Here is a 24,906-nt window from a genome sequence, read left to right on the forward strand (position 1 = left end):
CTATGATTGCGGCTTCCCGTCCGTCGCTCAGCGCCTGCGCTTGGTCGGCAGCTGGATGACGTGGGGGATGTCGATCACCTTGTGCAGATTGCTCGCCGCGACCATGTTCCGGCCTTGCCGCTTGGCCTGGTAAAGCGCGGCGTCGGCTGCCTCGAACAGCGAGCCGTCGTCATCGGTGAAGATCGGCCTGAGCGTCGCGCAGCCGATGCTGACGGTGACCACGCCATGGTCGCTGGCCTCGTGGCGCAGGCCAAGTTCGCGCACGGCCGCGCAGATCGTCTCGCCCAGCATCAGCGCGTCCTCCGGTTCGGTGTCGGGCAGAAGCACCGTGAATTCCTCGCCGCCATAGCGGGCGCAGAAATCCTCCGGCCGCTTCAACGCGTTGCGGATGGCTGTCGCCACCTTGCGCAGGCAATCGTCGCCCTTGGCATGGCCATAGACATCGTTGAAGTCCTTGAAGCGGTCGACGTCGATGACGTGCAGTGAAAGATAGGACCCCAGCCGCGAGGCCTGCCGCCATTTCAACCGGCTCTGCTCGTTGAACTCGCGCCGGTTGGGCAGGCCGGTCAGCGCATCGATGGCCGCCATCGTCTCCAATTGCTGTTCGCGTAGGATGCGCGCCGTCACCTCGCGCGTCGAACCGACGATGAAACGCGGCGCGTCCTTGTTGGACGTCGACAACCGCACCCGGTTTTCGAACCACAGCAGATTGCGGTTCACGTCGTAGGCGCGGAAAACATAGGCGACGTCGGCGTCGCCGGCGCGCACCCTCTGCATGCCGTCGGTGATGATGCCCATGTCGTCCGGGTGGACATGGGCGCGCCAGTCGAAGTCGCCAAGCGCGCCTTCGGCGAGGCCGAGCACCTGGGTGGCCACCGGCGAAATGAAGATGATGCGCCCATCGAGGTCGCTGACGAAGGCCATGTCGCCGGACTGGCGCGCCACCATTTCGTAGATGTCGCGGTCGGCCTGCCTGAGATGCAGGAGCCGCTCGCGTTCGTGCAGCAGCGCCGCCACCAGCACCACGATGCCGAAGGTCAGGATCAGGAAGACCCTGCACAACAAAAGCGCATTGTGCACGTCCTCCAAGGCCATGGTGTGGAACGGCCCATAGTCGGCGCCGGTGAACAGGATGGCGATGGGCACCAGCAGCCCGATGGAGGCGACGATGCCGACAAAACCGTAGCGGAACAGGATGCCGATGAGCGGCGGCAACAGGAGAAACAGCGGCAGCACGGTGGGCTGTTCGAAGATCAGCGCCGCGAACAGGCCGAACCCGGCCAGCGAGACGATCGCTTCCAGGGAGCGGCCGCTGCGATGAAGCTCGATGAGCTGGCGCGGCTGCAGGCGCAGGATCAGCGGGGTGAGCACCACATAGGTCAGGGCCGTGTTGGTGAACACGTAGAACCCGTAATGCACGGCGCTGTGTCCATGCGGCGGCGTGCGCACTGCGGCATGGACGAAAGCGGAGACCAGCGGAATGAGAATGATGACGACCACACCGAAGCGCGCCCAGGCCCTCAGCGTGTCGGAGCGGCCTTCGATCCAGTCGCGGTCGCGACCCAGAACCACCGCGGCGGCATAGGTGAGCAGGATCGACGACCCTGTGAAGATCAGTGTCGTCGGTGAGACGATCTCGGCGACCGGGCCGATCGCCAGTCCCCGGGTGAGCGCCAGCAGCGGAAAGGCGGTCACCGCGTAGCGCGGCCACCGCTGGCGTGGCGTCAAAAGCAGGACCCCCAGCAGCAGGCCGCCAGCGAGCGGGAAGGAAATCAGCCCCTCGACGCGCAGCAGCGAGTTGGACAGATAGTTGGCGAGCGTGAGCAGCGCCATCCACAACAGGAACGGAGCGGCGGTCCGCACTGCCTGCCTGGACGGAACCATCTGGTGTCGCCACATCGCCCGAGCACCCCGGACACTGTCTTCCGCCCAAATCTTATTTAGCTTTGCCTCCTTTAGGAAGCGTATTCCGGCGGTGACCATAACGCGACGGGTAACGGTTCGTCGCGTAGCCGATATTCGGCCGCGTTCCGATCGAAAAGGGGTTGGAACAGGATTTGAATGGATTCAATTGGTGTCGTCCTGTTGCGGCGAAGTCACAGGTCGAATCGCGGTTCCGTGCTATTCAACAAGCAGCAGTCCATGGGGCGATGCCGGATCGACCAAAGATCGGCATCGGGACGGTTGCCGGGTTCGCGTGGCGTTGGTTTCAGTCGCCTTGCCGATGTCCAGATCGGCCACGGAAACGAGAATTCGATCGGACCTTGAAAGCTTTTCCAGGTGTCGGTCGCTGGTCCTGCGGGGGACGGGCCCCGGCAAGGTCGGTCACTCCCACCGGCCTTGCCGGCGCGCCAAACACCGGTGCGCCCACCCTGATTTAGCCTCTACAGATATCTGGTGATCGCCGGCGCCTGCATCTGCTGGTCGCGCTTGCCGTCTTCATAGACGATCGGCGCGGCGGCCAGTTCTTCCTCTGTGGCATCGTCCAGGCAGGCGACGTTCACCGCCCAGAAATTGCCGCCCATGAAATCGAGATAGCCGCGCGAGAAGGTGTGCACGCCGCAGGCCGGGCACATGTAGTGGTTGATGTCGCCTTCCGGCCAGTTGGAAGGCCGCGCCTTGTAATCGAGCATGCGCTCCTTGCCGCCGGTGATCTCGACCGCCTCGTAGGCGGCGAAGGACTTTTTGTAGCCGACCTTGAGGCAAAAGCTGCAATTGCAGCGCCGGATGCCGTCGTCGAAATCGAGCTCGGCTAAGAAGCGGATGAGACCGCAATGGCAACTGCCGTGATAGGTTTTTTTCATGCTCCCTCCTCCTTGCCCTGCCGGTGCGGCCTATATGGCTGCCGACGCACGGGACAGCATGCACATTGCGCGCTGTCCCGACACTGCTTGCGGCGCAACGCATGTCGGTAGTCGCCACTTCTTGCCACCAACCTGGCCAGGCGTTCCGCGGTCGAAGTTGAATATTTTTACCCGGGTAATATTGACGGGAATTCGGAAAAGGCGCATAGGCGGCGGCCTCGCCGGTGTGAATCGGCGAAAGCCTTCGATAAGACAGCGATACGCCGCGACCATGGATGACATGCAATGACCGACAAGCCAGCCGCCCGCCCGTCGCGCGACCTCACCAGCGGGCCGATCGCCAGCACGCTGCTGGTCTTCGCGCTGCCGGTGCTCGGCTCCAACGTGCTGCAATCGCTGAACGGTTCCATCAACGCGGTCTGGGTCGGCCGTTATCTCGGCGAGACCGCGCTGGCGGCGACATCCAATGCCAATCTGGTGCTGTTCCTGCTGCTCGGCACCATGTTCGGCATCGGCATGGCGGCCACCATCCTGGTGGCGCAGTCGGTCGGTGCGCGCAACCTGGACGAAGCCAAGCGCATCGTCGGCACCAGCGCCACCTTCTATTTCATCGTCTCGCTTGTTTTCGCGCTGGGTGGCTGGCTGTGGGTGGACAAGATCCTGTCCCTGTTGGCGACGCCGCCCGACGCCATGCCGCTGGCGCGTGCCTATCTGCTCGTCATCTTCGCGGCGGTGCCGGCCGCCAATCTGCTCGGCTTCGTCATGACCATCCTGCGCGGCGCCGGCGATTCGCGCACGCCGTTCTTCTTCATGGCTTTCGCCGTGCTGCTCGACATCGTGTTGAACCCGCTGCTCATCGCCGGCATCGGCCCGTTTCCCAAAATGGGCATCGCCGGTTCGGCAATGGCGACGCTGATCGGCCAGACGGTGAGCGTCATCGCCATCCTTGTGCTGCTCTACCGGCGCAAGCACCCGCTGCGGCTGGCAGGCCCCGACCTTGCTTTGCTCAAGCCCGACCCGAGGCTGCTGCGCATCATCGTCGCCAAGGGCGTGCCGATGGGCCTGCAGATGATCGTCATCTCGATGGCAGCCCTGGTGGTGATGGGGCTGGTCAACGGCTACGGTTCGCGGGTCACCGCCGCCTACGGCATCACCGCGCAATTGTGGACCTACATCCAGATGCCGGCATTGGCGATCGGCGCCGCCGTCTCGTCCATGGCGGCGCAGAATGTCGGCGCCCGCCGCTGGGACCGCATCGGCCGCATCGCCGCCGCCGGCGTCGGCTTCAACCTGTTGCTGACCGGCTCGCTGGTGGTGTTGCTCCATCTGTTCGACCGCCCGATCCTCGGCCTGTTCCTGGCCAATGACAGCACCGCGGTCGACATCGCGGAGCACATCAACAACGCCGCCTCGTGGTCGTTCATCCTGTTCGGCGTCACCATCGTGCTGTTTGCCACGGTGCGCGCCACAGGCGCGGTGCTGCCGCCGCTGATCATCCTGATCGTCTCGGTGCTCCTCATCCGCACCGGCTTTGCCTATTCGCTGCGCGATTGGCTTGGCCAGGAGGCGCTGTGGTGGAGTTTTCCCGCCGGTTCGATCGCCTCGCTGGCGCTGGCCGCCGCCTACTACCGCTTCGGCGGATGGCGCACCATGCACATGATCGAGGAGGAACGGCCCGCCGCCGGCGAACCCCCGGACACCGGCCTCGGCGTGCCGCGTGGGCGCGCACGGCTGGGGGAACAGGCGGAGGGGTGAGAGCCCGGTTCGCCGCAGGCGAATTGAAAGGTCCGGTGGACCTTTCAAAGGGCTCGAACGCCCGAGGCCGTAGCCGAGGGCCGGGAAGCGGTTCGTCTCAAAGATCGGTTCCGACCCCCTCTCCGTCGCCACTGCGCGGCGCCACCTCTCCCCCATTTCATGGGGGCGAGGAACCCAAGCTGGAAAGGCGCTCGCATCGCTGCATTGGTTCCTCGCCCCTGCCGAAGGCGGGGGCAGAGGTGGCGAGCCCGAAGGGTGAACCGGAGAGCGAGAATTCCATGTCGAGACGCTTGCCCGTTTGAGACGAGCAGCTAGGATCGCCGCGCAAACGGGGCGACGGGCAAGGTGACGGAAAAGATCGATACGGAAACCGCCGCCGGATCGCGCCTTGCCGAGGTGTTCGGCGCGTTCCTGCGCCTCGGCCTCACCTCCTTCGGCGGCCCGATCGCCCATCTCGGTTATTTTCGCGACGCCTTCGTGGTGCGGCGCAAGTGGATCGACGAGGCGAGCTACGCCGATCTGGTGGCGCTCTGCCAGTTCCTGCCGGGGCCGGCCTCCAGCCAGGTCGGCTTTTCGCTCGGCGTGCTGCGCGGCGGGCTGGCCGGCGGCATCGTCGCCTGGGCGGGTTTTACGCTCCCGTCGGCGCTGCTGCTCACGGCTTTCGCGCTGGGCGCCGGCGTGCTCGACAATCCGGTGGGAGAGGGCGTGCTGCACGGCCTCAAGCTGGTCGCCGCCGCCGTGGTGGCGCAGGCGTTGTGGGGCATGGTGAGAGCGTTGACCCCGGACCGCCAGCGCATCGCCATCGCGCTTATGGCACTTGCTCTGGCAAGCCTCGTCGCCGGCTGGCTGGGCCAGGTCGCCGCCATCGCCGTCGGCGCGGTCGCCGGGCTGCTGTTCTGCGGCGGCGAGGCCGGTGCCACGCCACGGCATCCGGCTTTTCCGGTCGGGCGCCGCGCGGCCATTGCCGCCCTTGTCCTGTCCGTCGTCCTGCTTGTACTGCCGCCGCTACTCGGCGCCTGGACCGGCAGCCATCTGCTCGCCTTCTTCGACGCCTTCTACCGCTCCGGCGCGCTGGTGTTCGGCGGCGGCCATGTCGTGCTGCCATTGCTGCAGAACGCGGTGGCCGAACCCGGCTGGGTGCCGGTGCAGCAGTTCCTCGCCGGCTATGGCGCCGCCCAGGCCGTGCCCGGCCCGCTTTTCACCTTCGCGGCCTATTTAGGCGCCGTCTCCGGCGTCGTGCCCAACGGGCCGCTGGGTGCAATGCTGGCGCTGGTGGCGATCTTCCTGCCCGGCCTGCTGCTCGTCTATGGCGCCCTGCCGTTCTGGGACGGCTTGCGGGCCTTGCCGAGGGCGCAGGCGGCGATGCGCGGCGCCAATGCCGCGGTGGCCGGCATCCTCGCCGCCGCCTTCTACGACCCGGTCCTGATCAGCGCCATCGCCGGGCCGCTCGACATTGTTTTCGCCGTCGGCGGCTTCCTGCTGCTGGTCTTCGCCAAGGCGCCGCCGTGGCTGGTGGTGGTGCTGCTGGGGGCAGCGGGCGCGGTGGGGTGAGGCTGATTTGTTTTTCCCTTCTCCCCTTGTGGGAGAAGGTGCCTGAGCTCGGCGGCGAAGCCGCCGGAAGCGAGGGCGGATGAGGGGTGTTGGACGGAGCGCTGCGTCGCAAACTGCGTTGGTGTTGATGCGGGGATTGGTTCTGAAACGCCTCGTTTCTTCCAACACCCCTCATCCGTCTCGTCGCTGCGCGCCGATCCACCTTCTCCCGCAAGGGGAGAAGGGAAGTCAGTACTTCGCCGGCTAAGGAAGCGGCAGGCACCAGATGGCCAGGAAGGCTTTGTCGCCCGAGCGCATCGCATGCACGATATGGGCGGGATTGTAGATGAGGCCGCCGATGCCGGGTTCGTTCCAGGGACCGTCATTCTGCCGCCATGCGCCGGCCGACAGCGCGATATAGACCTCTTCCGGCGGATGCCGGTGATCGGGATAGATCGTGTCGGGCGCCATTACCGAGACGCCGATCTCGACATGCGTGCTTGGCACCGGGCCGTCGCGGCCGACGATCATCGCGTCGGCGTAGCGGTCGGCCAGCCCGTCGGCTGCGCGCCGTTCGGCCCGGTTGCTCCACGCCAGAACGGGTTCGATCGCCTGGAACGCCTTGCCGAGCCCGCGCATGGGCAGTTCGGCGTCCCGCAAGCCATCGTAGCAGGCCTCAAGATGGGCGCATGCCGGCGGGAGCGTTGGCCGCCGCACGTCCCGGGTTTCGCCAGGGCCGTGGGAAAGACCGTCCACCACGCGGCGCCATGCGCGCGAAAGCGGCGTCTCGCACGTCGCCTTCAGCCCGACCGCCTCCTTGAGATTGTCGAGGAAGGTGGTCAGGTTTTCCTGGGGGGATGCTGCCATGGTGCTGCTCCGGCGTTGCGACCGCACTGTTCCACGAGGAACAAGGCGGGGGCAATGGTGGGATATCTTCCTTCTCCCCCTGTGGGAGAAGGTGGATCGGCGCGCAGCGCCGAGACGGATGAGGGGGTGAGAACCCGGTTCGCCGGAGGCGAATTGAAAGGTCCAGTGGACCTTTCAAAGGGTTCGAACGCCCGAGGCTATGCCGAGGGCTGGGACAAAACTGCGACCTGACCCTCGCAAACTCGCTGCCCTTCGGGCGTTCAAACCCTTCAAAACGTCCACCGGGCGTTTTGATCTGCCCGAAGGCGAACCGCCTCCCGGCCCCTCGCAGGCTCGGGGCGTTCGAAGCTCGAAAAGCCAAGCAGTTGGCTTTTCGTCCGCTGCGCGGACCGCTTCTCACCCACCCATATTCGCACGGGTCAGGTGGATGAGGCCGTCGAAGCGCTGGCGCAGGCGGTCGTCGATGGCGCGCGGCACGTGGTGCGGGAAACGTTCGGCCAGGATGCGCTTCTTTTCGGCAATCGCACGCTGCAGGATGTCGGGCTTGCCCCTCTCGTTCCATTCCTTCGGCGAGAAACGGTCGCCGATGGCCGGATAGAAATACTCCGTCTGCATCAGCTTCAGCGTCTGGTCGTTGCCGAGATAGTGGCCCGGGCCATTGAGGCAGACCTCGGTGATCGTATCGATGGACAGCGCCTCGTCGGTCACCTCGATGCCGCGCACGCAGCGCAGGCACTGGCCGATCATGTCGTTGTCGATGATCAGGCTTTCCAGGCAGAAGCCGAGCAGCGAGGCGTGCATGCCGGCCGATTCATAAATCAGGTTCAGCCCCGACAGGCCGGCCATCACGTCGGTAATGCCCTTTTCGAAACCGGACTGGATGTCCGGCAGCTTGGAATCGGCCATGCCCGCCGCCGAACCACCCGGCAAATCGTAGAATTGCGCCATCTGCGCGCAGGCCGCCGTCAACAGTGCCTGCTCGGCCGAACCGCCCGACATGGCGCCGGTGCGCAGGTCGGAAACGAAGGGCCAGGTGCCGAAGATGGCGGGATGGCCGGGCTTCAGCGCGTTGACATAGACGAGACCCGCCAGCACTTCGGCCACCGCCTGCACCACGGCCCCGGCAATCGCCGCCGGCGCGGTGGCGCCGGCCTGGCCGGCCGAAAGCAGCAGGATCGGAATGCCGCCTTCCACGCAGGCCTCCAGCACGCCGCAGGCATCCTCGGCGAACTTCATCGGCGGCACGACGAAGCAGTTGGAGTTGGAAACGAAGGGCCGGGCACGGAAATTCTCCTCGCCGCCGGCGATCGCGTAAAGCATCTCCAGCGCCGGCTTCACATTCTCGCGCACCGTGAACGAGGTGCCGACATGTTTGGAGGTTCCCATCACGCAGGCATAAAGCGTGTTGAAATCCATCTCGAGCGGGTCGGGAATGTCGCGCGGCACCATCGGCCGCTGGAAGAAATGGATGTTGTCCAGCCCGTCGACGATGCGGGCGGCGTCATAGATGTCCTGCAGCAGGCTCTCGCGATATTCCCGCTTCTCGACATCGACCAGATGCACGGCGGCGCCCGCCGTGCCGTAATGCACGCGTTTGCCCTGGATCAGCATGTCATGCTTGGGATCCTGGCCGTGCAGGGTGAAATTGCGCGCCGCCTTCTTGATCGTGTCGAGCACTAGCGCGCGCGGAAAACGGATGCGGCCATCGTCGCTGTAGCTGGCGCCGACGCCGATCAAGGCCTCGATGCAGGAGGGAATGGCGTTGGCGAAACCGACGGTCTCGAGCAGCGTCAACACCGCTTCGTGGATGCGTTCTCGGTCGTTCTGGCTCAGCGGGCCGTAGCGTCCGCCTTCGAGCCCGGCGCGCACTGGCCTAATATCATCGGCCAGAGGTGCTGCGCGCATGGCGCGTCGCGCCTCGCGTCCGCCGGACCGGCGTGACCGGCTGTCGCCTTGCAAATCCTGCTTTTCCGCGGCCATCGACATGGAAAACCTCCACTGCTTCTTGCTGAAGCCGGACACGTGGCGGTTGGTCCACCATCGCGCGGCTCTTTCCCCTTGTTTTGCGAACTATGCCAAGCCCATTGGTGCAGCCTATGGGCCAGCCCATTCCGGCAGATGGACCAGAGAGGGCTCGGCCGACGGAAAAATCGCTTGCTGCGGCGTTGCCAAAAAAAGTGCCCAAAAAACAGCTTGAGCCGAACCTATGGTCATACCTTACAGCGGTCTTCAGGAGGGTTCATGGACGACCGGACAACAGACAATCACATCGCCGTGACCGAATGGCTGAGTGCCGCCGAATGCGCCGATCGCATCGGGCTGACGGTGCGGGCGTTGCGACTCTACGAACGCTACGGGCTGATCAGGCCGCGCCGCACCCAAAAGGACTGGCGGCTCTACGGCACCGCCGACATCGCCCGCCTGACCGAGGTGCTGGCGCTGAAGCGGCTCGGCCTCTCGCTTTCCACCATCGCCGGCCTGCTGGCCGGCCGTGAAACCGACCTCGAGCGCATGCTGGCCATGCAGCATTCCGTGCTGCGCGAAACGCGCGAACGGGCCGAGCACGGCCTGTCCATCGTCGAGGCGATGCGCGCAAAACTCGCCGGCGGCGGCCATGTCTCGATCGACGATCTCGTCAACCTGACCAAGGAGACCAAGATGACCGACACCTCATCGGACGCCATCGCCTGGCGTCGCTACGAACAGGCAAGACCGCGCACCGAGGTCGAGATCGACCGGGCCGTCTACGCCGATTATGCCGGCCATTATCGGCTGGAAGACGGGCCGGGCCTCGCCGTCATCCATCGTGGCGACCATCTCTTCATCCAGGTGACCGGCCAGCCGGAGGTGGAAGCCTTTCCCGAAAGCGATCGCTCCTTCTTCCTCAAGCTGGTGCCGGCGCAGATCACTTTTCAACGCTCGGCCGATGGCGCCGTCGACAGGCTGGTGCTGCACCAGGGCGGTCTGGATATGACCGCGCAGCGCATCGACGAGACCGCCAGCCGCGAGATGGATGCGGCCCTGGCCAAGCGTATCCGCGACAGGACGCCGGTACCGGGCAGCGAAGCGTTGTTGCGCGCGACCATCAGCGACCATATGCGCGGCGAGCCCGACTACGAGCGGATGAGCCCGGCATTGGCGGCGGCGGCGCGCGCGCAGAAGGACGTTATCGCCAACGACCTGGCGCGTCTGGGTGCGCTGGTCGATGTGACATTCCGGGGTGTCAGCCAGGAAGGTTGGGACGTCTACGACGTGCGGTTCGAGCATGGCGAAGTGGAATGGAGTTTCGACCTGACGCCCGAGGGCAAATTCGGCGGCATGTTCCTGCGCCCAAGGCCCTAGAACCCGCGGAAGGGCATTTCGTCCCCGGTCGCGTCACAGCGACAACCAGCACCGTCGAATGCATCGTTAGGGAGCCCGCCCGAAGGTGTTTGGCTGGACTATACGCGCGTGCGCGCATTCGCGCCGTTGGGTGATGGCTTGGCCTATCGTCACCGGATTTGGTGCGTCTCTGGCCCAATGGGTTCCAGCGCGGGATTTTGGCCGCCGGTCCAAGGAGGGGCATTTGGCAAACCTACTGGTATGGACCGGCGTGCTTGCCGCGCTCAGTCTGCTGACCGCAGGCGTTTGGTGGCTGCTGCCAATGTGCCTGCCCGTCTCTTTCGCCTTGCGGCTGCAGTGACGCGAGGCGGCGCTGCCCGACCACTGTCGACTGGACGATTGGATTGACCATCGACAACGCCCTTGCAGGGCACGATCGGCACAAAAGTTGCGCCGGCTAACATGTTTGCCGGCTCCGACCGTCCTGTCCCCGAAAAGAAAATCGCCCGGCGCGAGGCCGGGCGAAGATGAGCCGTTTGGGAGGATGCGGCTAAGCGGCTGCCGGGCGGCGGCCGGCCGCAGTGGCCAGCTCGCGGATGCCGGGTTCGATATGTTGCAGCGAAATGGACGAGATGCCCAAGCGCATGAAACGCGACGGCTTGTCGGTACGGTCGAAGAAGCGGTCGCCCGGCTCGATGATGACGCTGCGGCTGGCCGCTGCGCCGGCGAGGTCACGCGAATCCGTTCCGCGCGGGCCCTCCAGCCAGAGCGACGTGCCGCCGGCCGAATCGGTGGCGCGCCATTCCGGCAGGAAGGCCGAGATCGCGTGCACCAGCCGCTTGCGCCGCTCGTCGAAGGCCGACGACAGACGCCGCACGAGCGCCTCGTGATGGCCGAGCGAGAGGAACAGCGCCACCGCGCGCTGGTTGTTGGCCGGCGGATGGCGCAGCATGAAGCGGCGCAGCGCGCGCAGTTCCGCGATCAGTCCGGCCGAGGCCACGATGTAGCCAAGCCGCAGGCCCGGAGCCAGCGTCTTCGACATCGAACCGACATAGACGACGCGGCCGGAGCGATCGATGCTCTTCAGCGCCTGCTGCGGCGCCTCGTCCAGCAACTGGCTGTCATAGCCGTCCTCGATGATGATCTGGTTGTGGCGGTTGGCCCGCGCCAGAAGGTCCTGCCGGCGCTCCTGCGACAGCGGCACCATGGTCGGGCACTGGTGGCTCGGCGTGACAAAGACAAAACCGGAATCCGACGGGATCGCCGAGGTGACGATGCCGGACTGGTCGACAGGCACTGGCTGGATATCGGCGCCGGCCAGCCGGAAGATCGAGCGGGCGTCGGGATAGCCCGGGTCTTCCATCGCCACCTTCGAACCCTTGGTCATCAGCAGCGTGGCCAGCATGTAAAGTGCGTTCTGGGCGCCCAGCGTGACGATGATCTCGTCCGGATTGGCGAAGATGCCGCGCCGCGGCAACAGCCGCGCCTGGATCTGTTCGATCAGCAGCGGGTCGTCGCGGTCGACCATGTCGGAGGCCCAGTTGCGGATCTCCAGCACGGCCAGCGCCATGCGGTTGCACTCGCGCCACTCGGCGGTGGGGAACAGCGCCGGGTCGAACTGGCCGTATACGAACGGATATGACGACTTGATCCAGTTGTCGTGCTTGGCCGGCGGCGGCATGTCGCTGGCGGCGATCTGGCGGCGTGCTTTCCAGTCGATCTCGTTGGACTGTTCCGGCGTCTTCTGCGGCTTGGCCGGCGTCGCCAGCACTTCCGGATTGACGAAGTGGCCGCGCCGCTCGCGCGCCACCAGGAAGCCCTGGTCGACGAGCTGCTGGAAGGCCAGCACCACCGTGCCGCGCGCGACGCCGAGTTTTTCGGCCAGGATGCGGCACGAAGGAAGCGGCATGGAAGCGGCGATCTGACGGTCGAGGATGGCTGCCACGATCGCCTGGCGGATCTGTGCCTGCAGGGTTTGGCCGGACTCGGCGGAAATCCTGAACAGGCCCGACCATATCGCGGTGTCGTTTCTCTGTGGCATATCCTAGCGCTCCTCGGTGGACAGTCTTTTTTGTTTTGTGGACCAGTGAACTGTATGATTGGTACAAGGGGTTGCGCCAATCAATTTTTCTGATCGCTGGGATTTATGCCAGTGATCCTTCATTCCCCGCCGTGAACAACGGAGGGTAGAAATTTCTCGCTTTGGTTGATGTTGGTCACCGCTAGTGTCGTGACACGGGCATCGCGCGACAATTTCCCGTTCCGGCATGGATTCCCGACACTCTCCGCTCCCTACGGTCGCTCACGAGGTCGGGAATGACGAGCTTTCCTTGCCTCGTGCAAATCGAGAACGCTGGCCTATCCCCAGCGCTGGAGATCGGCCGAGACGTCCCTTGCCTTCCGTTATTCCCGACCTCGTGAGGGAGCGAAGCGACCGGAGAGTGTCGGGAATCCATGCCGGAACGGTGGTATTTGGCACAGGGGCGTGGAACCAGACCGACAGTGGCGACGAATTTCGATCGTCATATGTCGTGCAAGGATGAGCAAAGCCCCGTGGTGCTCCGACGAGGCGCTTGAACCGATTGAAACTCCGCGAGATAAGTTCGTCACCAGCCTCTCGCTTGCCGCATTCGCTCTGCTAGACTGCGGCCGAACCACCCCCGCTACCTCCGGAGATCGCCGTGGACCGCACCGCTTTCGACAAACAGCTCGCCGCCCTTCGCGCCCATCGCGCCGCCACATCGATGAACATGCGCGCGGTCTTCGCCGCCGATCCGGACCGCTTCAAGCGCTTCTCGGCGCTGGACGGCGACCTTCTGCTCGACTGGTCGAAATGCGCGGTCGACGCCCGGACCATGGAGTTGCTCGAGGGCCTAGCCAAGGCCGCCGATGTCGAAGGCAGGCGCGCTGCGATGTTTGCCGGCAAACATATCAACATTACCGAGGACCGCGCCGTATTGCACACGGCGCTGCGCAATCTCTCCGGCAAGGGGCTTACCGTCGACGGCCAGGACGTGCAGAAGGACGTCCGCTCGGTGCTCGACGCGATGAGCGTCTTCGCCGACGCGATCCGCTCGGGCAAGGCGGCCGGCCATACCGGCAAGAAGATCACCGACATCGTCAACATCGGCATCGGCGGCTCCGACCTTGGCCCTGTCATGGCGACGCTGGCGCTCGCTCCCTATCACGACGGGCCGCGCGCGCACTACGTCTCCAACATCGACGGCGCCCATATGCATGACACGCTGAAGGGCCTGTCGGCGGAGACGACCTTGTTCATCGTCGCCTCCAAGACCTTCACCACCGTCGAGACCATGACCAACGCCGAAACGGCGCGCAAATGGGTGGAGGCCAAGCTCGGCAAGGAAGCGGTCGGCAAGCATTTCGCCGCCGTCTCCACCGCGCTCGACCTCGTCGCCAAGTTCGGCATCGAGAAGGACCGTGTGTTCGGCTTCTGGGACTGGGTTGGCGGGCGTTATTCGGTGTGGGGCGCCATCGGCCTGCCGGTGATGATCGCCGTCGGGCCGGAAAACTTCCGCGCCATGCTTTCCGGCGCGCATGAGATGGACGAGCATTTCGTCGCCGCGCCGCTGACCAGGAACCTGCCGGTGCTGCTCGGCCTGGTCGGGTTCTGGCATCGCGTCGTCTGCGGCTACCCGGCCCGCGCGGTCATTCCCTACGACCAGCGCCTGTCGCGCCTGCCGGCCTATCTCCAGCAGCTCGATATGGAATCGAACGGCAAGAGCGTCATGCTGGACAGCGCCGGCGCGGTGACGCCGACCGGCCCGCTGGTGTGGGGCGAGCCCGGCACCAATGGCCAGCACGCCTTCTTCCAGTTGCTGCACCAGGGCACCGACATCATCCCGGTCGAGTTCATCGCCGCCGCTGTCGGCCACGAGCCGGACCTGAAGCACCATCACGATCTCCTGCTCGCCAATGTCGTGGCGCAGTCGGAAGCGTTGATGAAAGGCCGCACGCTGGAAGAGGCGCGCGCCCAGATGCTGGCCAAGGGCATGAAGCCCGAGCAGGTCGACAAGATCGCCCCGCACCGGGTCTTCTCGGGCAATCGGCCGTCGCTCACCATTCTCTACCGCAAGCTCGACCCGCGCACTTTCGGCCGGCTGATCGCGCTTTACGAACACCGCGTCTTCGTCGAGGGCACGCTCTATGACATCAATTCCTTCGACCAGTGGGGCGTCGAACTCGGCAAGGAACTGGCGACAAGCCTGCTTCCTGTCGTTGAGGGCAAGGAGAATGCCGCCAGGAGGGATGCCTCGACCGCCGGGCTGGTGGGACATATTCACCGGCTAAGCGGACGGGAGTAAGAAATTTTGGCGGGCATCAAGGGCATCCTTTTCGACAAGGACGGGACACTGATCGATTTTCACGCCACCTGGTCGGGGGTGGCGGACCGCATGGCGCTGGAGGCGGCGGCTGGCGACCGCGCCAAGGCCGACGAATTGCTGGCCAAGGCCGGTTATGATTTCGAGACCAAGGGTTTCAAGGCCGATTCCATCTTCGCAGCCGGCACCAATGCCGACATCATCGCGCTGTGGTTCCCGGAATTGTCGGCGGCCGAACAGCGCGAGGCGCTGGACCATTTCAACGAAATCAGCACCGAACAGGGCTCGGCAATGGCCGTGCCGCTGCCGGGCATCGCCGGAGCGCTGGCGGCGTTGCATGCGAAATCCTACCGGCTGGGGGTCGCCACCAACGATTCGACCGCCGGCTGCGAGCGCACACTTTCCGCGATCGGCATGGCGCAGCTGTTCGACGCCGCCTATGGCTATGACGCGGTCGCCAACCCGAAGCCGGCGCCGGACGCGGTGCTGGCCTTCTGCGACCTCACCGGTCTGAAGCCGTCCGAGGTTGCCATGGTCGGCGACAATCGTCACGACCTCGACATGGCCCGCGCCGGCGGCTGCGGCCTGGCGGTCGGTGTCCTGTCCGGCACCGGCACGCGCGAATCGCTGGCCCCGCTCGCCGACGTCGTGCTGGCCTCGGTCGCCGACCTGCCGGCGTTTCTGGCCGGGCGGGGGTGAGGAGGCGATAGCGATACAAGGCAAAGGACCTGGTACTCAGCTCTCTGAATTTAGACGACCCAAGCTACCTCGGGAGTTGGTCTATGTTGGAGCGATGATCGCGTCAGCGATATCGACTGTTAATCGTCGATTTACCAAAAAACCTTCTACTATCTACGACTTTCCTTCGCCAAATCTTCATAATATTGGGCGCGCCTGAAATCCTCGATTTTGGCCGTGATGCCAGAGCTGCACTCAGGACAACAAGTTGCCGGCAAATCATAACGCTCAATCAGTGTCATTCGACCTTCATCATAATCCCACTCAAGGAAGCTGTCCGTTTCTATCACATCACAAGCAAACACCATTTGCCCGCACGATTCACAGTCTGATACAAGTTCTCTCCGCTGGCAGAAGCAACATTGCTCCTCGGCAACGATAAACGTGTCTTCATTGCATTCTGGGCAAAGCCAGACTTCCCCTTCATTGCTCTTTGCGTAGATGCGCGCCTTTTGGAGCATTTCGGCGCGAGCCTTAACACGTTGTAGAATTTTCTGGAGGTCATCCTCGTCTATGAAATCTGGAGGGGTGAGATCCAAATGCTCGCGATAAAAGAAAATCACGAAAGCGAATATCTCCGAGAACTTCGCCTCAGTTGCCTCTATTCCATGATCGAATTCATAATGGACCAGTTCATTTCGTAAATTTATCGCAGATCGAATCTTTAAATGATCGACATCGCTGATCGAAATGTTTCCTATTGTTGGATCTTTTATTCGAGAAAGCGCTAAATTTATCCCAACGGTCTTGCCGGGTTTGTCTATGGATTCTAAAACGAATGCTGGATGGATAAGCCTCAAATATTCCTTGAAGGCTAACTCCATTGCCTGAACAACATTAACAATCGCAAATTTCCATTTATCAGCGCTGTGCTCTTCTCGGTGAGCATAGCGTACGGCCTCTCTAAAATAAGAGATGCTGTTCTCTAGAAGTGCAAGTTTGTGATCGTTGGCCATCTATCTGAGATAATGCGCTTAGTTAATAACTAACAGTCATTGCTAACATAATCTCATAATAAATCGTGGAGGACGCGAGATATCGGGCCCGCGATCCGGAAGGCCATCTGTGGACCTTCGCCGAGACGGTGAGGCACGTTCCCGTCAACGTCGCCGAACAGCTGAGCGGCTGCACCATCGAAGGCTGGCATCGGGGTAGAGAGTGACGCCCACAAACCCGACGCTATGAGCGTTGAGGGGTAGCGCTGTCGTCATTCCGGAAGCCGAAGCGCAGCGAAGGCTATCCGGAACCCATTGGTCGCAACATCGTAAGGCACGGCCCGGTCCTCGTTCTGAACCGTTCATGCAGCCGAACCGGCGCTGCGTGCTTCATTCCCATCGGCACGATCTTCGTTCCCGGCCGCGCTTCTCAATGGGTTCCGGGTCGGCACTCGGCTTCGCCTCGCTTGCCCGGAATGACGGGCGCAGAGTGGTTCGCCGCTTCTTCAGCCTGCCGTGCTGGTCGACCAGGGCGCCGGCAAGGGAGGCCACCCGGTTCGAAATCCCCTCCACATTCTTCTGGCTTGATGACGGCAGGCCGATCGCCAATGGCTCGCCCGCCACAGCTCCTTATCTTTTCTTGATCTTTTGCGCCTCGATCCCGTCTCGAATTCTTATCCGCGCACGCGGTAATCCAATGGGGTTCCCATGCAGACGGTCCGGCCATTGGCGGCTGTGGCCGGCTGGAAGTGCCGCGATCCCCGTTCCATGCAAAGACCCGTCTCCCAGTTCCGCTTCCTGACCAGGACCAACTCCATACCGACGGAGTATTTTGTCCTGGCCAATTTGAAGGCGGTCGGCCCCGTGGTCGGGCACCTCGCCGGCGAGCCGATCCGCGACGCGGTCCTCGACGAGGGCGGCCGCCGTTACCGTTTCGCCGGCGTCATGCCGCGCACCGCGACCGGACGCTTCGCCGTCGAAGCGCTTCGTCCCGGCGAATGGATCGTGCAACCGGGCCTGATCTACCGGCTCGAGGAACCGGCGCCGATGTGCGCCTGAGGCAAATGGCGCGGCGCCGTGTGTGCCATTCCCGATCGCGAAGAACGGGCCCGGCGCCGTTCCTTTGAAATCCCCTTCACATTCTTCTGGCTTGATGGCGACGGATCGGAGATTGTCGGCGTCTCGGTTGCGTCGGCCCGAAGCCGGCGGGCAGGGCGATCGGGCAGGCCAATTTCAGCGAGCAGGAAGCGAACATGCAGATCGGAATGATGGGACTGGGCAGGATGGGCGCCAACATGGTCAGGCGCCTGCAGCGCGACGGCCATGAATGCGTCGTCTACGATATCAACCCGGCCAGCGTCGAAGCCCTGGTCAAGGAAGGTGCCACTGGCGCCGGCTCGCTGGAGGAGTTCGTCGGCAAGCTGGCCAAGCCGCGCGCGGTCTGGCTGATGCTGCCGGCCGCCATCACCGGCAAGGTCGCCGACCAGGTGGCGGCGTTCATGGACAAGGGCGACATCATCATCGATGGCGGCAATTCCAACTATCGCGACGCGGTCGACCAGGCGGCGAAGTTCGCGACCAAGGGCCTGGCTTTCGTCGATGTCGGCACCAGCGGCGGCGTCTGGGGGCTGGAACGCGGCTACTGCCTGATGATCGGCGGTCCCGACGATGCGGTGAAACATCTCGACCCGATCCTCGCTTCGCTGGCGCCCGGCGCCGACCATGGCGCCAATCCCGACAAGGCGGCGGGCACCGCGCCTTTCGGCTACCTGCACTGCGGCCCGAGCGGCGCCGGCCACTTCGTCAAGATGGTGCATAACGGCATCGAATATGGCGTCATGGCCGCCTATGCCGAGGGCGTGAATATCCTGAAGGCCGCCAATTCCGGCAAGGCCGACCGCAGCGCCGACGCCGAGACCTCGCCGCTCAGCGAGCCGCAATATTACCAGTTCGACATCGACCTGCCCGCGGTCACCGAAGTGTGGCGCCACGGTTCGGTGATCGGCTCATGGCTGCTCGATCTCACCGCCAGCGCGCTCAAGGCCGACCCTGCGCTGGCGCAGTTCGGCGGCCGCGTCTCCGATTCCGGCGAAGGCCGCTGGACGCTCAAGGCCGCCATCGACACCGGCGTGCCGGCGCCGGTGTTGTCGTCGGCTCTGTTCGACCGCTTCTCCTCGCAGGGCGAGTCCGCCTTCGCCGACAAGCTCCTGTCTGCGATGCGTTATGCCTTCGGCGGCCATCTCGAAAAGCCGAAAAACGGCGCGTGAGGGGATAACGACCATGGCTGTTGCGGCTGAACCCCGATCCGACGTGCTTGTGCTGTTCGGCGCCACCGGCGACCTGGCGCACAAGAAGATCTTTCCCGCGCTCTATTCCATGGTGGCGCGCGGCCACCTGACCGAGCCGATCATCGGCATCGCCTTCGACAGTTGGACGGTCGAGCAACTGGCGGCGCGCGCCCGCGACGGCATCCAGGCCGCGATCGGCACGGTGGACGAGGCGGTGTTCGCCAAGCTCGCCGGCCTGCTGCGTTATGTCAGCGGCGATTATCGCAGCCAGGAAACCTTCGACAAATTGAAGGACGCGCTGACCGGCTTCCGCCACCCGCTCTATTATCTGGCCGTGCCGCCGTCGATGTTCGAGCCGGTGGTGCAGGGGCTGGAGCAGTCGGGCGGCGCCGCCGGCGCCAGGCTGATGGTGGAAAAGCCGTTCGGCCGCGACCTGCAGTCGGCGCGCTGGTTGAACCGGGTGCTGCACATCGTCTTCGACGAGAACTCGATCTTCCGCATCGACCATTATCTCGGCAAGGAGGCGATCCAGAACCTGCTCTATTTCCGCTTCGCCAACTCCTTCCTCGAACCGATCTGGAACCGCAACTATGTCGAGAGCGTGCAGATCACCATGGCCGAGGATTTCGGCGTGCAGGGGCGCGGCAAGTTCTACGACGAGGTCGGCTGTATCCGCGACGTCATCGAGAACCATCTGCTCAACATCCTGCTCTTGCTGGCCATGGAGCCGCCATCGGGCCGCTCGGCCGAAGACCTGATCGACGAGAAGGTGCAGGTCCTGAAGGCCGTTCGCACGCTGGCCAAGGACGATGTGGTGCGCGGACAGTTTGCCGGCTATCTGCAGGAGCCGGGCGTGGCGCCGGGCTCCACGGTGGAGACTTTCGCCGCGGTGCGCTTCCTCGTCGACACCTGGCGCTGGCAGGACGTTCCGTTCTTCATTCGCGCCGGCAAGAACCTGCCGGTGCGCGCCACCGAAGTGGTGGTCAAGCTGAAGCGGCCGCCGCTCGACGTGTTCGACGCCATCGCGCCGGACGAGGCCAACTATCTGCGCTTCCGCATCAACCCGGAAATCTCCATCAGCATCGGCGCCCGCCGCAAGCTGGCCGGCGACGAGATGGTGGGCGAGCAGGTGGAGCTTTCGGCCGTGGACGATTCGGCCGGCGACATGGAGCCGTATGAGCGCCTGATCGGCGACGCCATGAACGGCGACATACGCCTGTTCACCCGCCAGGACGCCTCCGAGGCTGCCTGGCGCATCGTCGGGCCCGTGCTGGACGACAAGAGCCAGCCGGCGATCTACGAGCCGGGCACCTGGGGTCCGGCCGAGGCGATGGCGAAGTTCGGGCCGCCGAACGGCTGGGTCGATCCGGCGAAGTGAGCGCCTACTGCATCGGCCAGAAAATCGGAATCGATTTTCGGTAGGCACGATGCAGCAGATTCAAAATGTTAGAGCGTCCTTTGCGCGTCCAATCGGACGCGCGGCGCTCTAGCGACTGCATAGAAAAAGACCGGGACGCTTCGAGCGTCCCGGCCGAAGCTGAGGCGCCAGCGCCTCTCGGGAGGGAAGAACACAACCGGTGGAACGGGAGGAATCACCGGAAGCTTTTTTCAGCTTGCGCCCGGAAACGCCCATTGGCGAAGCATGGAATTCTGTTTTTTCCGCCATTCGCGCAAAATCCGGGGTTATCCACCGGGCAATCACAGGCTGCGTGGAAAGGCGTTCTGTAGCGAGGGTTGATGCTGTGGGGTGGAGTCTCCTTCTCCCCTTGCGGGAGAAGGTGGCCGAGCCGAAGGCGAGGTCGGATGAGGGGTGCTGGAAGAAACGAGGCGCTTCAGAATGAGCGTTCGGTAAACTCACCGCACAACTTGCACGGTAGCACTCCGTCCAACACCCCTCATCCGCCCTCGCCTTCGGCTAGGGCACCTTCTCCCGCAAGGGGAGAAGGGAAGGCGCTGTGCTCAGCGCTAAACGCAAACACGGTCGCCGGCGTCCCGGCACCCGCTTCACCGAAATCCGATACCTGATATTCGGCGATCGCCGCCAGCCTCTGACGGGGCAGATGGGCACGGCCCGGATCGCCGACCAGAACGGTGATGCCCATGGCGAGGCAACGATCAAGGAAGGCGGTGACGCGCCGCGCAAGGCTTCGGTCATAAAACAGGTCGCCGACCGTTATCAGGTCGACGGATGGCGGTTCTCCGGCGGTCAGGTCGGCCTGCAGGGTTTCAAACGTCACATCGTTCAACGCTGCATTGAGGCGTGCTGCAATGATCGCATGCGCGTCGATGTCCACGCCCGTCACACTGCTGGCGCCGGCCCTGGCGGCGGCGATGGCGACAAGGCCGGAGCCGGTGCCAAGGTCCAGCACAGCCCGCCCGCGAACTGTTTCAGGATGGTCGAGCAGATAACGCGCCAGCACGGTGCCGCCGGCCCAATGATAGGCCCAGTAAGGCGAGCGCCCCGCGCCGGTCGACCCGCCGGCCATTTCCGCGAGACGCCGCAACCCGCTCGACGGCTGTGCGCCATGCAGCCGGATTTCGGCAATGCCGGGAACTGGCGCCAGCGGCAGATTGGCCAGGATGAAGGCTGTTGCATCGGCTTCGGGCGTTTCGGCCGGCTTGGCTGGCAAGGGCAGGGTCATGGCTCTCAGCCTAGCGCGGCCGCGTCACTTCATGAAGATCAGCGCCATGCCGGCCACCACCAGTGCCGCACCCGCCCACGCGCCTGCTGCCGGCCGTTCGCCGGTGCGCAGCCACAGCAGCGGCAGGATGATGACGGGCGAGGTCGCCGACAGCGTCGAGACGATGCCGACCTTGCCGCCGGACAGCGCGAACAACAGCAAGGTCATGCCGATGGCCAGCGCCAGAATGCCGGTCAGCGCCGTCAGGGCCGCCACTTTCCACGTCAGCGGGCCTTTCGGCTTCAGCGCCGGGATGGGCAATTGAATGAGAATGCTGAGGAACGCGGCCGCGATGCCGACCCTGAGCATGGAGGCGAGGAACGGATCGATGCCCGTCGCCATGACAGGCCGGGCGATGATGGAGCCGATGGCCTGGCCGGTTGCGGCGCCGAGGCCGAGCGCGACGCCGATCCAGAGCGGGCCCTTGACCGTTTCCCATTGATGCAATTGCGAGCGGCGCTTGCCGAACAGGATGGCGAGCAGCACGCCGCCAACGATCAAGGCGATGCCGAACACCGCCTTCGTGCTCAGCGTTTCGCCAAGCAGCAGCCAGCCGAGCATCGCCGCGATGGGCGCGTTGAGCGCGAACAATATGCCCGAGCGCCGCGGGCCGACCCGGTTCAGCGTGGCGAACAGCAGCGTGTCGCCGATGAAGATGCCGATCAGGCCCGACGCCAAAAGCGGCCACACATTGGCTGCGTCGAGTTCGCGCCAGGCGCCGGTGGCAAGCACGTAAAGCGCCAGCATGGCGGTGACGAAGATCTGCCGGACGCGGTTGAAGGCGGGCGCGCCGAGATGACCGGCCGGCCCCGCCGAGATGATGCCGGTGAGCGCCCAGCAGACGGCGGCGCCGAGCGCCGCGAGTTCGTGGATGGGCATTTCGCCTCGCCGGGTTCTGCGACGGCCGCCGTACCGTCATGGTGGTTGCGGCGTTCGGCCGTTTGCCTATCGATACTCCGCTTCGCGGCGCCGCGGCGCGCCGATTGTGTGGAATTCCGGTTCGTCCACAGGCGCGTGGGCGCAACGAAGCGACATTCGAAGCCGCAACGGCCGGCATTGTCGCGGATTTGAAACAAGATGGAGACATCATCTTAACAGGCGGGCAAGCCGCGGTCCTTAGGAGGAGGGTCGAGGGGCCGCTCTTATGAAACTCGACTTTCTGACACTCTACATCGTCATCCTGCTCAACTCGCTGACGGTTGCGATCATCTGGGGCGCGATTGCCTATCGCTATCGCAATTTCGCGGCAGCGCGCGTCTGGCTGGGCGCCTGCGTTCTTTCCACAATCGGCGGCTCCGTGCTCGCCCTCCAGGGCAATGAGGGCAGCTATGTGCCGGCCGTGGTCGGCAACGGCTTCGTCATCTACGGCTTCTGCCTGTTCTGGGTCGGCGTGCGTGTGTTCTACGGCCTCTCGGGTGGTTGGAAGGCAAGTGCCGCCATCACCGCCGGCAGCCTGTTCCTGCTCGTGCTTTTGTTTGGAAGCCTGCAGGGCCGCAACCTCGTCTATGCAGGCGGCCAGTCGGTTCCGCTGGTCATCGCCGCCTATTATCTGATCAGCCAGCAGCGCCGCGATCTCGGTGCCATGATCGCCGCCACCGCCATGATCGTCGGCGTGCTCGGCCATGTCATCGAGAGTGGCCTGAACATCGGCCTGATGCTGGGCAACGTCGACCAGGATTTCTATTCCACGATCGAATCCTACGCGCTGTTGTGCGTCATCTTCTCGGGCGTGGTCTGGAATTTCGGCTTCACCGTCATGTCGATCGGCCGCCTGCGCGAGGAACTGGCCGAGATGGCGATGACCGACGACCTCACCGGCGTGCCCAACCGCCGGCAATTCCTCGCCACCTTGCAGGGCGAGGATCAGCGCTCGCGCCGCACTGGCCGCCATTTCTCGCTGATGCTGATCGACATCGATCATTTCAAGCGTTTCAACGACACCCACGGCCATGCTTTCGGCGACCGCATCCTGCGCCAGTTCGGCGCCATCGCCACCGCCACCGTGCGCTCGAGCGACACGGTTTTCCGGCTTGGCGGCGACGAGTTCGCCATCCTGTTGCCGGAGACGACCGCCCGCCAGGCGGAAAAGGTGGCCGCGGCACTCGTCGCCACCGTGCGCGAAGGCAGCGGCAAGGCCGAGGACGACGAGCGTTTCACCATCAGCGTCGGTGTCGCCGAATGGTCGCCCGACATCTATGTCGCCGCCGTCGACCTCACCGCCAAGGCGGACGAGGCGCTCTACCGCGCCAAGGCCGCTGGGCGCGACGACTACGCAATTTCGGGGCTGAAGAACCGCAAGGCGGCGATGCAAAGCCACCTCAAGCTGGTGGCGTCGAACGCTTCGTGAAGGCTACCTGTCTCGGCGGTTGCGGTTCGCCTAGCCGGCAGCCTGCTTCAACGCAGGCAGGAAATGACTGAGCCAAAGCGCCGGCGCCAGTCGCAGAGCGTGCCCCCAGCGCCCTCCGGAAGGTATGGCGTAGAGTCTGCTGGTCGTCTGGCTCGCCAGGTGCCGCCGCTCTTCATCAGCACACTGCTATCTCTCAGCATGCGCTTCACTACCATTCCATTTCTGCGTTGAAGCTTCGGGCGGCTTCCGCTAAGAAGCCGTTGCTGGCGGCATTCGCCGGCCGGTTTTCCAGGCCATCCTTCGGCTTCGAAAGCACCCGTAGCTCAGCTGGATAGAGCGCTGCCCTCCGAAGGCAAACGCAAGCTCTTTCTGCCGATCGAGGGTGTCGTAAAAATCGAGCGAAACCAAGCGATTGGCAAAACTCGAAGGGTGGACGAATATCGCGTTCGAGGTCGCGGAAGCACCACGGAAGCAAACCGAAAGGAGGTTGTGGAGTACGAACGGCGACAATCGGCCCGGCTCAAGCCCCGCTCTGATTGAGTCGATTCGATCGTTGAATTCGAGATTGACCCTGCTCGATCTCGGGCACTATCTGAACACCGATGCACCCGTAGCTCAGCTGGATAGAGCGCCACCCTCCGAAGGTGGAGGCCACACGTTCGAATCGTGTCGGGTGCGCCATCTCTCTTGATGGCCATAGAACCAATCGCTCGCTTCGCTCCCACTTCGCGCGTGTAAACACACGGCGGCAATGGTTGCGGCTAGTGGCAGCAGGGTCGTCGTTGCCCGTCGGGTGCTGCCGCAACGGGCATGTACAGCTTATTATCTCATTTCCGAGGCGGCCTCTCAGCGCGACAATGCCCGAGCGTGGGACGGCGGAGCGTCGGGCCCTCCGGCCCGGCCACGATTCGGCGATAGAAACAACTGGTTCGGCCGGTGTGGCAACAGCCGCCGTCGCCCGCGACGCGCACCCTGAGCCAGACCGCGTCCTGATCACAGTCGATGCGCAGTTCCTCGACCTGCTGGATCTGCCCGCTGGTCGCGCCCTTATGCCAGAGTTGCTGGCGGGACCGGCTCCAGTACCAGGCCTGGCCGGTCTCGATCGTCTTGTTCAACGCCTCCGCATTCATCCACGCCAGCATCAGCACCACTCCACTCGCGACATCTGTCGCGACAGCGGGAATGAGCCCGTCCTCATTGAACCCTGGCAACAGGGGCGAGCATTCTTCGATCATCTCCGCGGGGTCCGCTCTTAATGGGTCAGGTTGCTGATCTTCCAGTGGCATGTGGCATTTCT

General features: G+C 64.2%; 18 protein-coding genes and 1 tRNA gene. 10 read left to right on the forward strand and 9 right to left on the reverse strand.

Features of this window, described 5'->3' with window-relative positions; all coding sequences use genetic code 11:
- Positions 1–27: 27 nt before the first annotated feature.
- Complete coding sequence (locus QFZ88_RS15895) at positions 28–1,884, reverse strand: sensor domain-containing diguanylate cyclase (protein ID WP_024927531.1); 1,857 nt, start codon at positions 1,882–1,884, stop codon at positions 28–30.
- Positions 1,885–2,384: 500 nt separating this feature from the next.
- Positions 2,385–2,804, reverse strand: coding sequence for a GFA family protein (locus QFZ88_RS15900; RefSeq protein WP_024924137.1), 420 nt, complete (start codon positions 2,802–2,804; stop codon positions 2,385–2,387).
- Positions 2,805–3,089: 285 nt separating this feature from the next.
- On the opposite strand from QFZ88_RS15900, the gene QFZ88_RS15905 reads away from it, so the two are divergent.
- Both QFZ88_RS15905 and chrA read left to right on the forward strand, forming a co-directional pair.
- Entirely contained in the window at positions 3,090–4,559 is a 1,470-nt protein-coding gene (locus QFZ88_RS15905) for an MATE family efflux transporter (RefSeq protein ID WP_024924136.1), read from the forward strand.
- Positions 4,560–4,904: 345 nt separating this feature from the next.
- A complete protein-coding gene (chrA, locus tag QFZ88_RS15910; RefSeq protein ID WP_024924135.1) occupies positions 4,905–6,110 on the forward strand; it encodes a chromate efflux transporter in 1,206 nt (401 codons plus the stop codon).
- Between the two features lie 243 nt (positions 6,111–6,353).
- On the opposite strand, the gene QFZ88_RS15915 is transcribed toward chrA, so the two are convergent.
- Positions 6,354–6,956: a dimethylsulfonioproprionate lyase family protein gene (locus tag QFZ88_RS15915; RefSeq protein ID WP_024924134.1), complete on the reverse strand. Its 603-nt coding sequence runs from the start codon at positions 6,954–6,956 to the stop codon at positions 6,354–6,356.
- Between the two features lie 396 nt (positions 6,957–7,352).
- Positions 7,353–8,942 carry a trimethylamine methyltransferase family protein gene (locus QFZ88_RS15920; RefSeq protein ID WP_024924133.1) on the reverse strand — a complete coding sequence of 530 codons (1,590 nt, stop codon included), beginning with the start codon at positions 8,940–8,942 and terminating at the stop codon, positions 7,353–7,355.
- A gap of 255 nt (positions 8,943–9,197) precedes the next feature.
- Between QFZ88_RS15920 and QFZ88_RS15925 the strand changes: the two genes are divergently transcribed.
- The gene (locus QFZ88_RS15925; protein WP_024924132.1) at positions 9,198–10,298 is read left to right on the forward strand and encodes a DUF3471 domain-containing protein; all 1,101 of its coding nucleotides are present in this window, start codon (positions 9,198–9,200) and stop codon (positions 10,296–10,298) included.
- Between the two features lie 529 nt (positions 10,299–10,827).
- Here QFZ88_RS15925 and QFZ88_RS15930 read toward each other — a convergent pair.
- A complete protein-coding gene (locus tag QFZ88_RS15930; RefSeq protein WP_024924131.1) occupies positions 10,828–12,318 on the reverse strand; it encodes a PLP-dependent aminotransferase family protein in 1,491 nt (496 codons plus the stop codon).
- A 640-nt stretch (positions 12,319–12,958) separates the two neighbouring features.
- Here QFZ88_RS15930 and pgi point away from each other — a divergent pair.
- Together pgi and QFZ88_RS15940 are read left to right on the forward strand one after the other, a co-directional pair.
- Positions 12,959–14,602: a glucose-6-phosphate isomerase gene (gene pgi / locus QFZ88_RS15935; RefSeq protein ID WP_024922347.1), complete on the forward strand. Its 1,644-nt coding sequence runs from the start codon at positions 12,959–12,961 to the stop codon at positions 14,600–14,602.
- A 6-nt stretch (positions 14,603–14,608) separates the two neighbouring features.
- Entirely contained in the window at positions 14,609–15,319 is a 711-nt protein-coding gene (locus QFZ88_RS15940; protein WP_024922348.1) for an HAD family hydrolase, read from the forward strand.
- Between the two features lie 149 nt (positions 15,320–15,468).
- Here the strand turns inward: QFZ88_RS15940 and QFZ88_RS15945 are convergent, their stop codons facing one another.
- Complete coding sequence (locus QFZ88_RS15945) at positions 15,469–16,314, reverse strand: hypothetical protein (RefSeq protein ID WP_036257056.1); 846 nt, start codon at positions 16,312–16,314, stop codon at positions 15,469–15,471.
- Between the two features lie 747 nt (positions 16,315–17,061).
- Here QFZ88_RS15945 and QFZ88_RS15950 point away from each other — a divergent pair.
- From QFZ88_RS15950 to zwf, 3 genes are all read left to right on the forward strand, one after another.
- On the forward strand, positions 17,062–17,352 hold the full coding sequence (locus tag QFZ88_RS15950; RefSeq protein WP_024922350.1) for a hypothetical protein: 291 nt from the start codon (positions 17,062–17,064) through the stop codon (positions 17,350–17,352).
- A 194-nt stretch (positions 17,353–17,546) separates the two neighbouring features.
- Positions 17,547–18,560, forward strand: coding sequence for a phosphogluconate dehydrogenase (NAD(+)-dependent, decarboxylating) (gene gnd, locus QFZ88_RS15955; RefSeq protein ID WP_024922351.1), 1,014 nt, complete (start codon positions 17,547–17,549; stop codon positions 18,558–18,560).
- 13 nt (positions 18,561–18,573) lie between these two features.
- A complete protein-coding gene (zwf, locus tag QFZ88_RS15960; protein ID WP_024922352.1) occupies positions 18,574–19,959 on the forward strand; it encodes a glucose-6-phosphate dehydrogenase in 1,386 nt (461 codons plus the stop codon).
- 517 nt (positions 19,960–20,476) lie between these two features.
- Here the strand turns inward: zwf and QFZ88_RS15965 are convergent.
- Together QFZ88_RS15965 and QFZ88_RS15970 are read right to left on the reverse strand one after the other, a co-directional pair.
- Entirely contained in the window at positions 20,477–21,223 is a 747-nt protein-coding gene (locus tag QFZ88_RS15965) for a class I SAM-dependent methyltransferase (protein ID WP_024922353.1), read from the reverse strand.
- A 24-nt stretch (positions 21,224–21,247) separates the two neighbouring features.
- Positions 21,248–22,141: a DMT family transporter gene (locus tag QFZ88_RS15970; RefSeq protein WP_024922354.1), complete on the reverse strand. Its 894-nt coding sequence runs from the start codon at positions 22,139–22,141 to the stop codon at positions 21,248–21,250.
- A gap of 265 nt (positions 22,142–22,406) precedes the next feature.
- Between QFZ88_RS15970 and QFZ88_RS15975 the strand changes: the two genes are divergently transcribed.
- The gene (locus tag QFZ88_RS15975) at positions 22,407–23,609 is read left to right on the forward strand and encodes a GGDEF domain-containing protein (protein WP_024922355.1); all 1,203 of its coding nucleotides are present in this window, start codon (positions 22,407–22,409) and stop codon (positions 23,607–23,609) included.
- 604 nt (positions 23,610–24,213) lie between these two features.
- A tRNA-Arg gene (locus tag QFZ88_RS15980) sits at positions 24,214–24,290 on the forward strand.
- 146 nt (positions 24,291–24,436) lie between these two features.
- On the opposite strand, the gene hisI is transcribed toward QFZ88_RS15980, so the two are convergent.
- The gene (gene hisI / locus QFZ88_RS15985; protein WP_024922509.1) at positions 24,437–24,895 is read right to left on the reverse strand and encodes a phosphoribosyl-AMP cyclohydrolase; all 459 of its coding nucleotides are present in this window, start codon (positions 24,893–24,895) and stop codon (positions 24,437–24,439) included.
- Positions 24,896–24,906: the final 11 nt, after the last annotated feature.

The organism is Mesorhizobium sp. YL-MeA3-2017 (assembly GCF_030814575.1).
Lineage (GTDB): Bacteria > Pseudomonadota > Alphaproteobacteria > Rhizobiales > Rhizobiaceae > Mesorhizobium > Mesorhizobium terrae.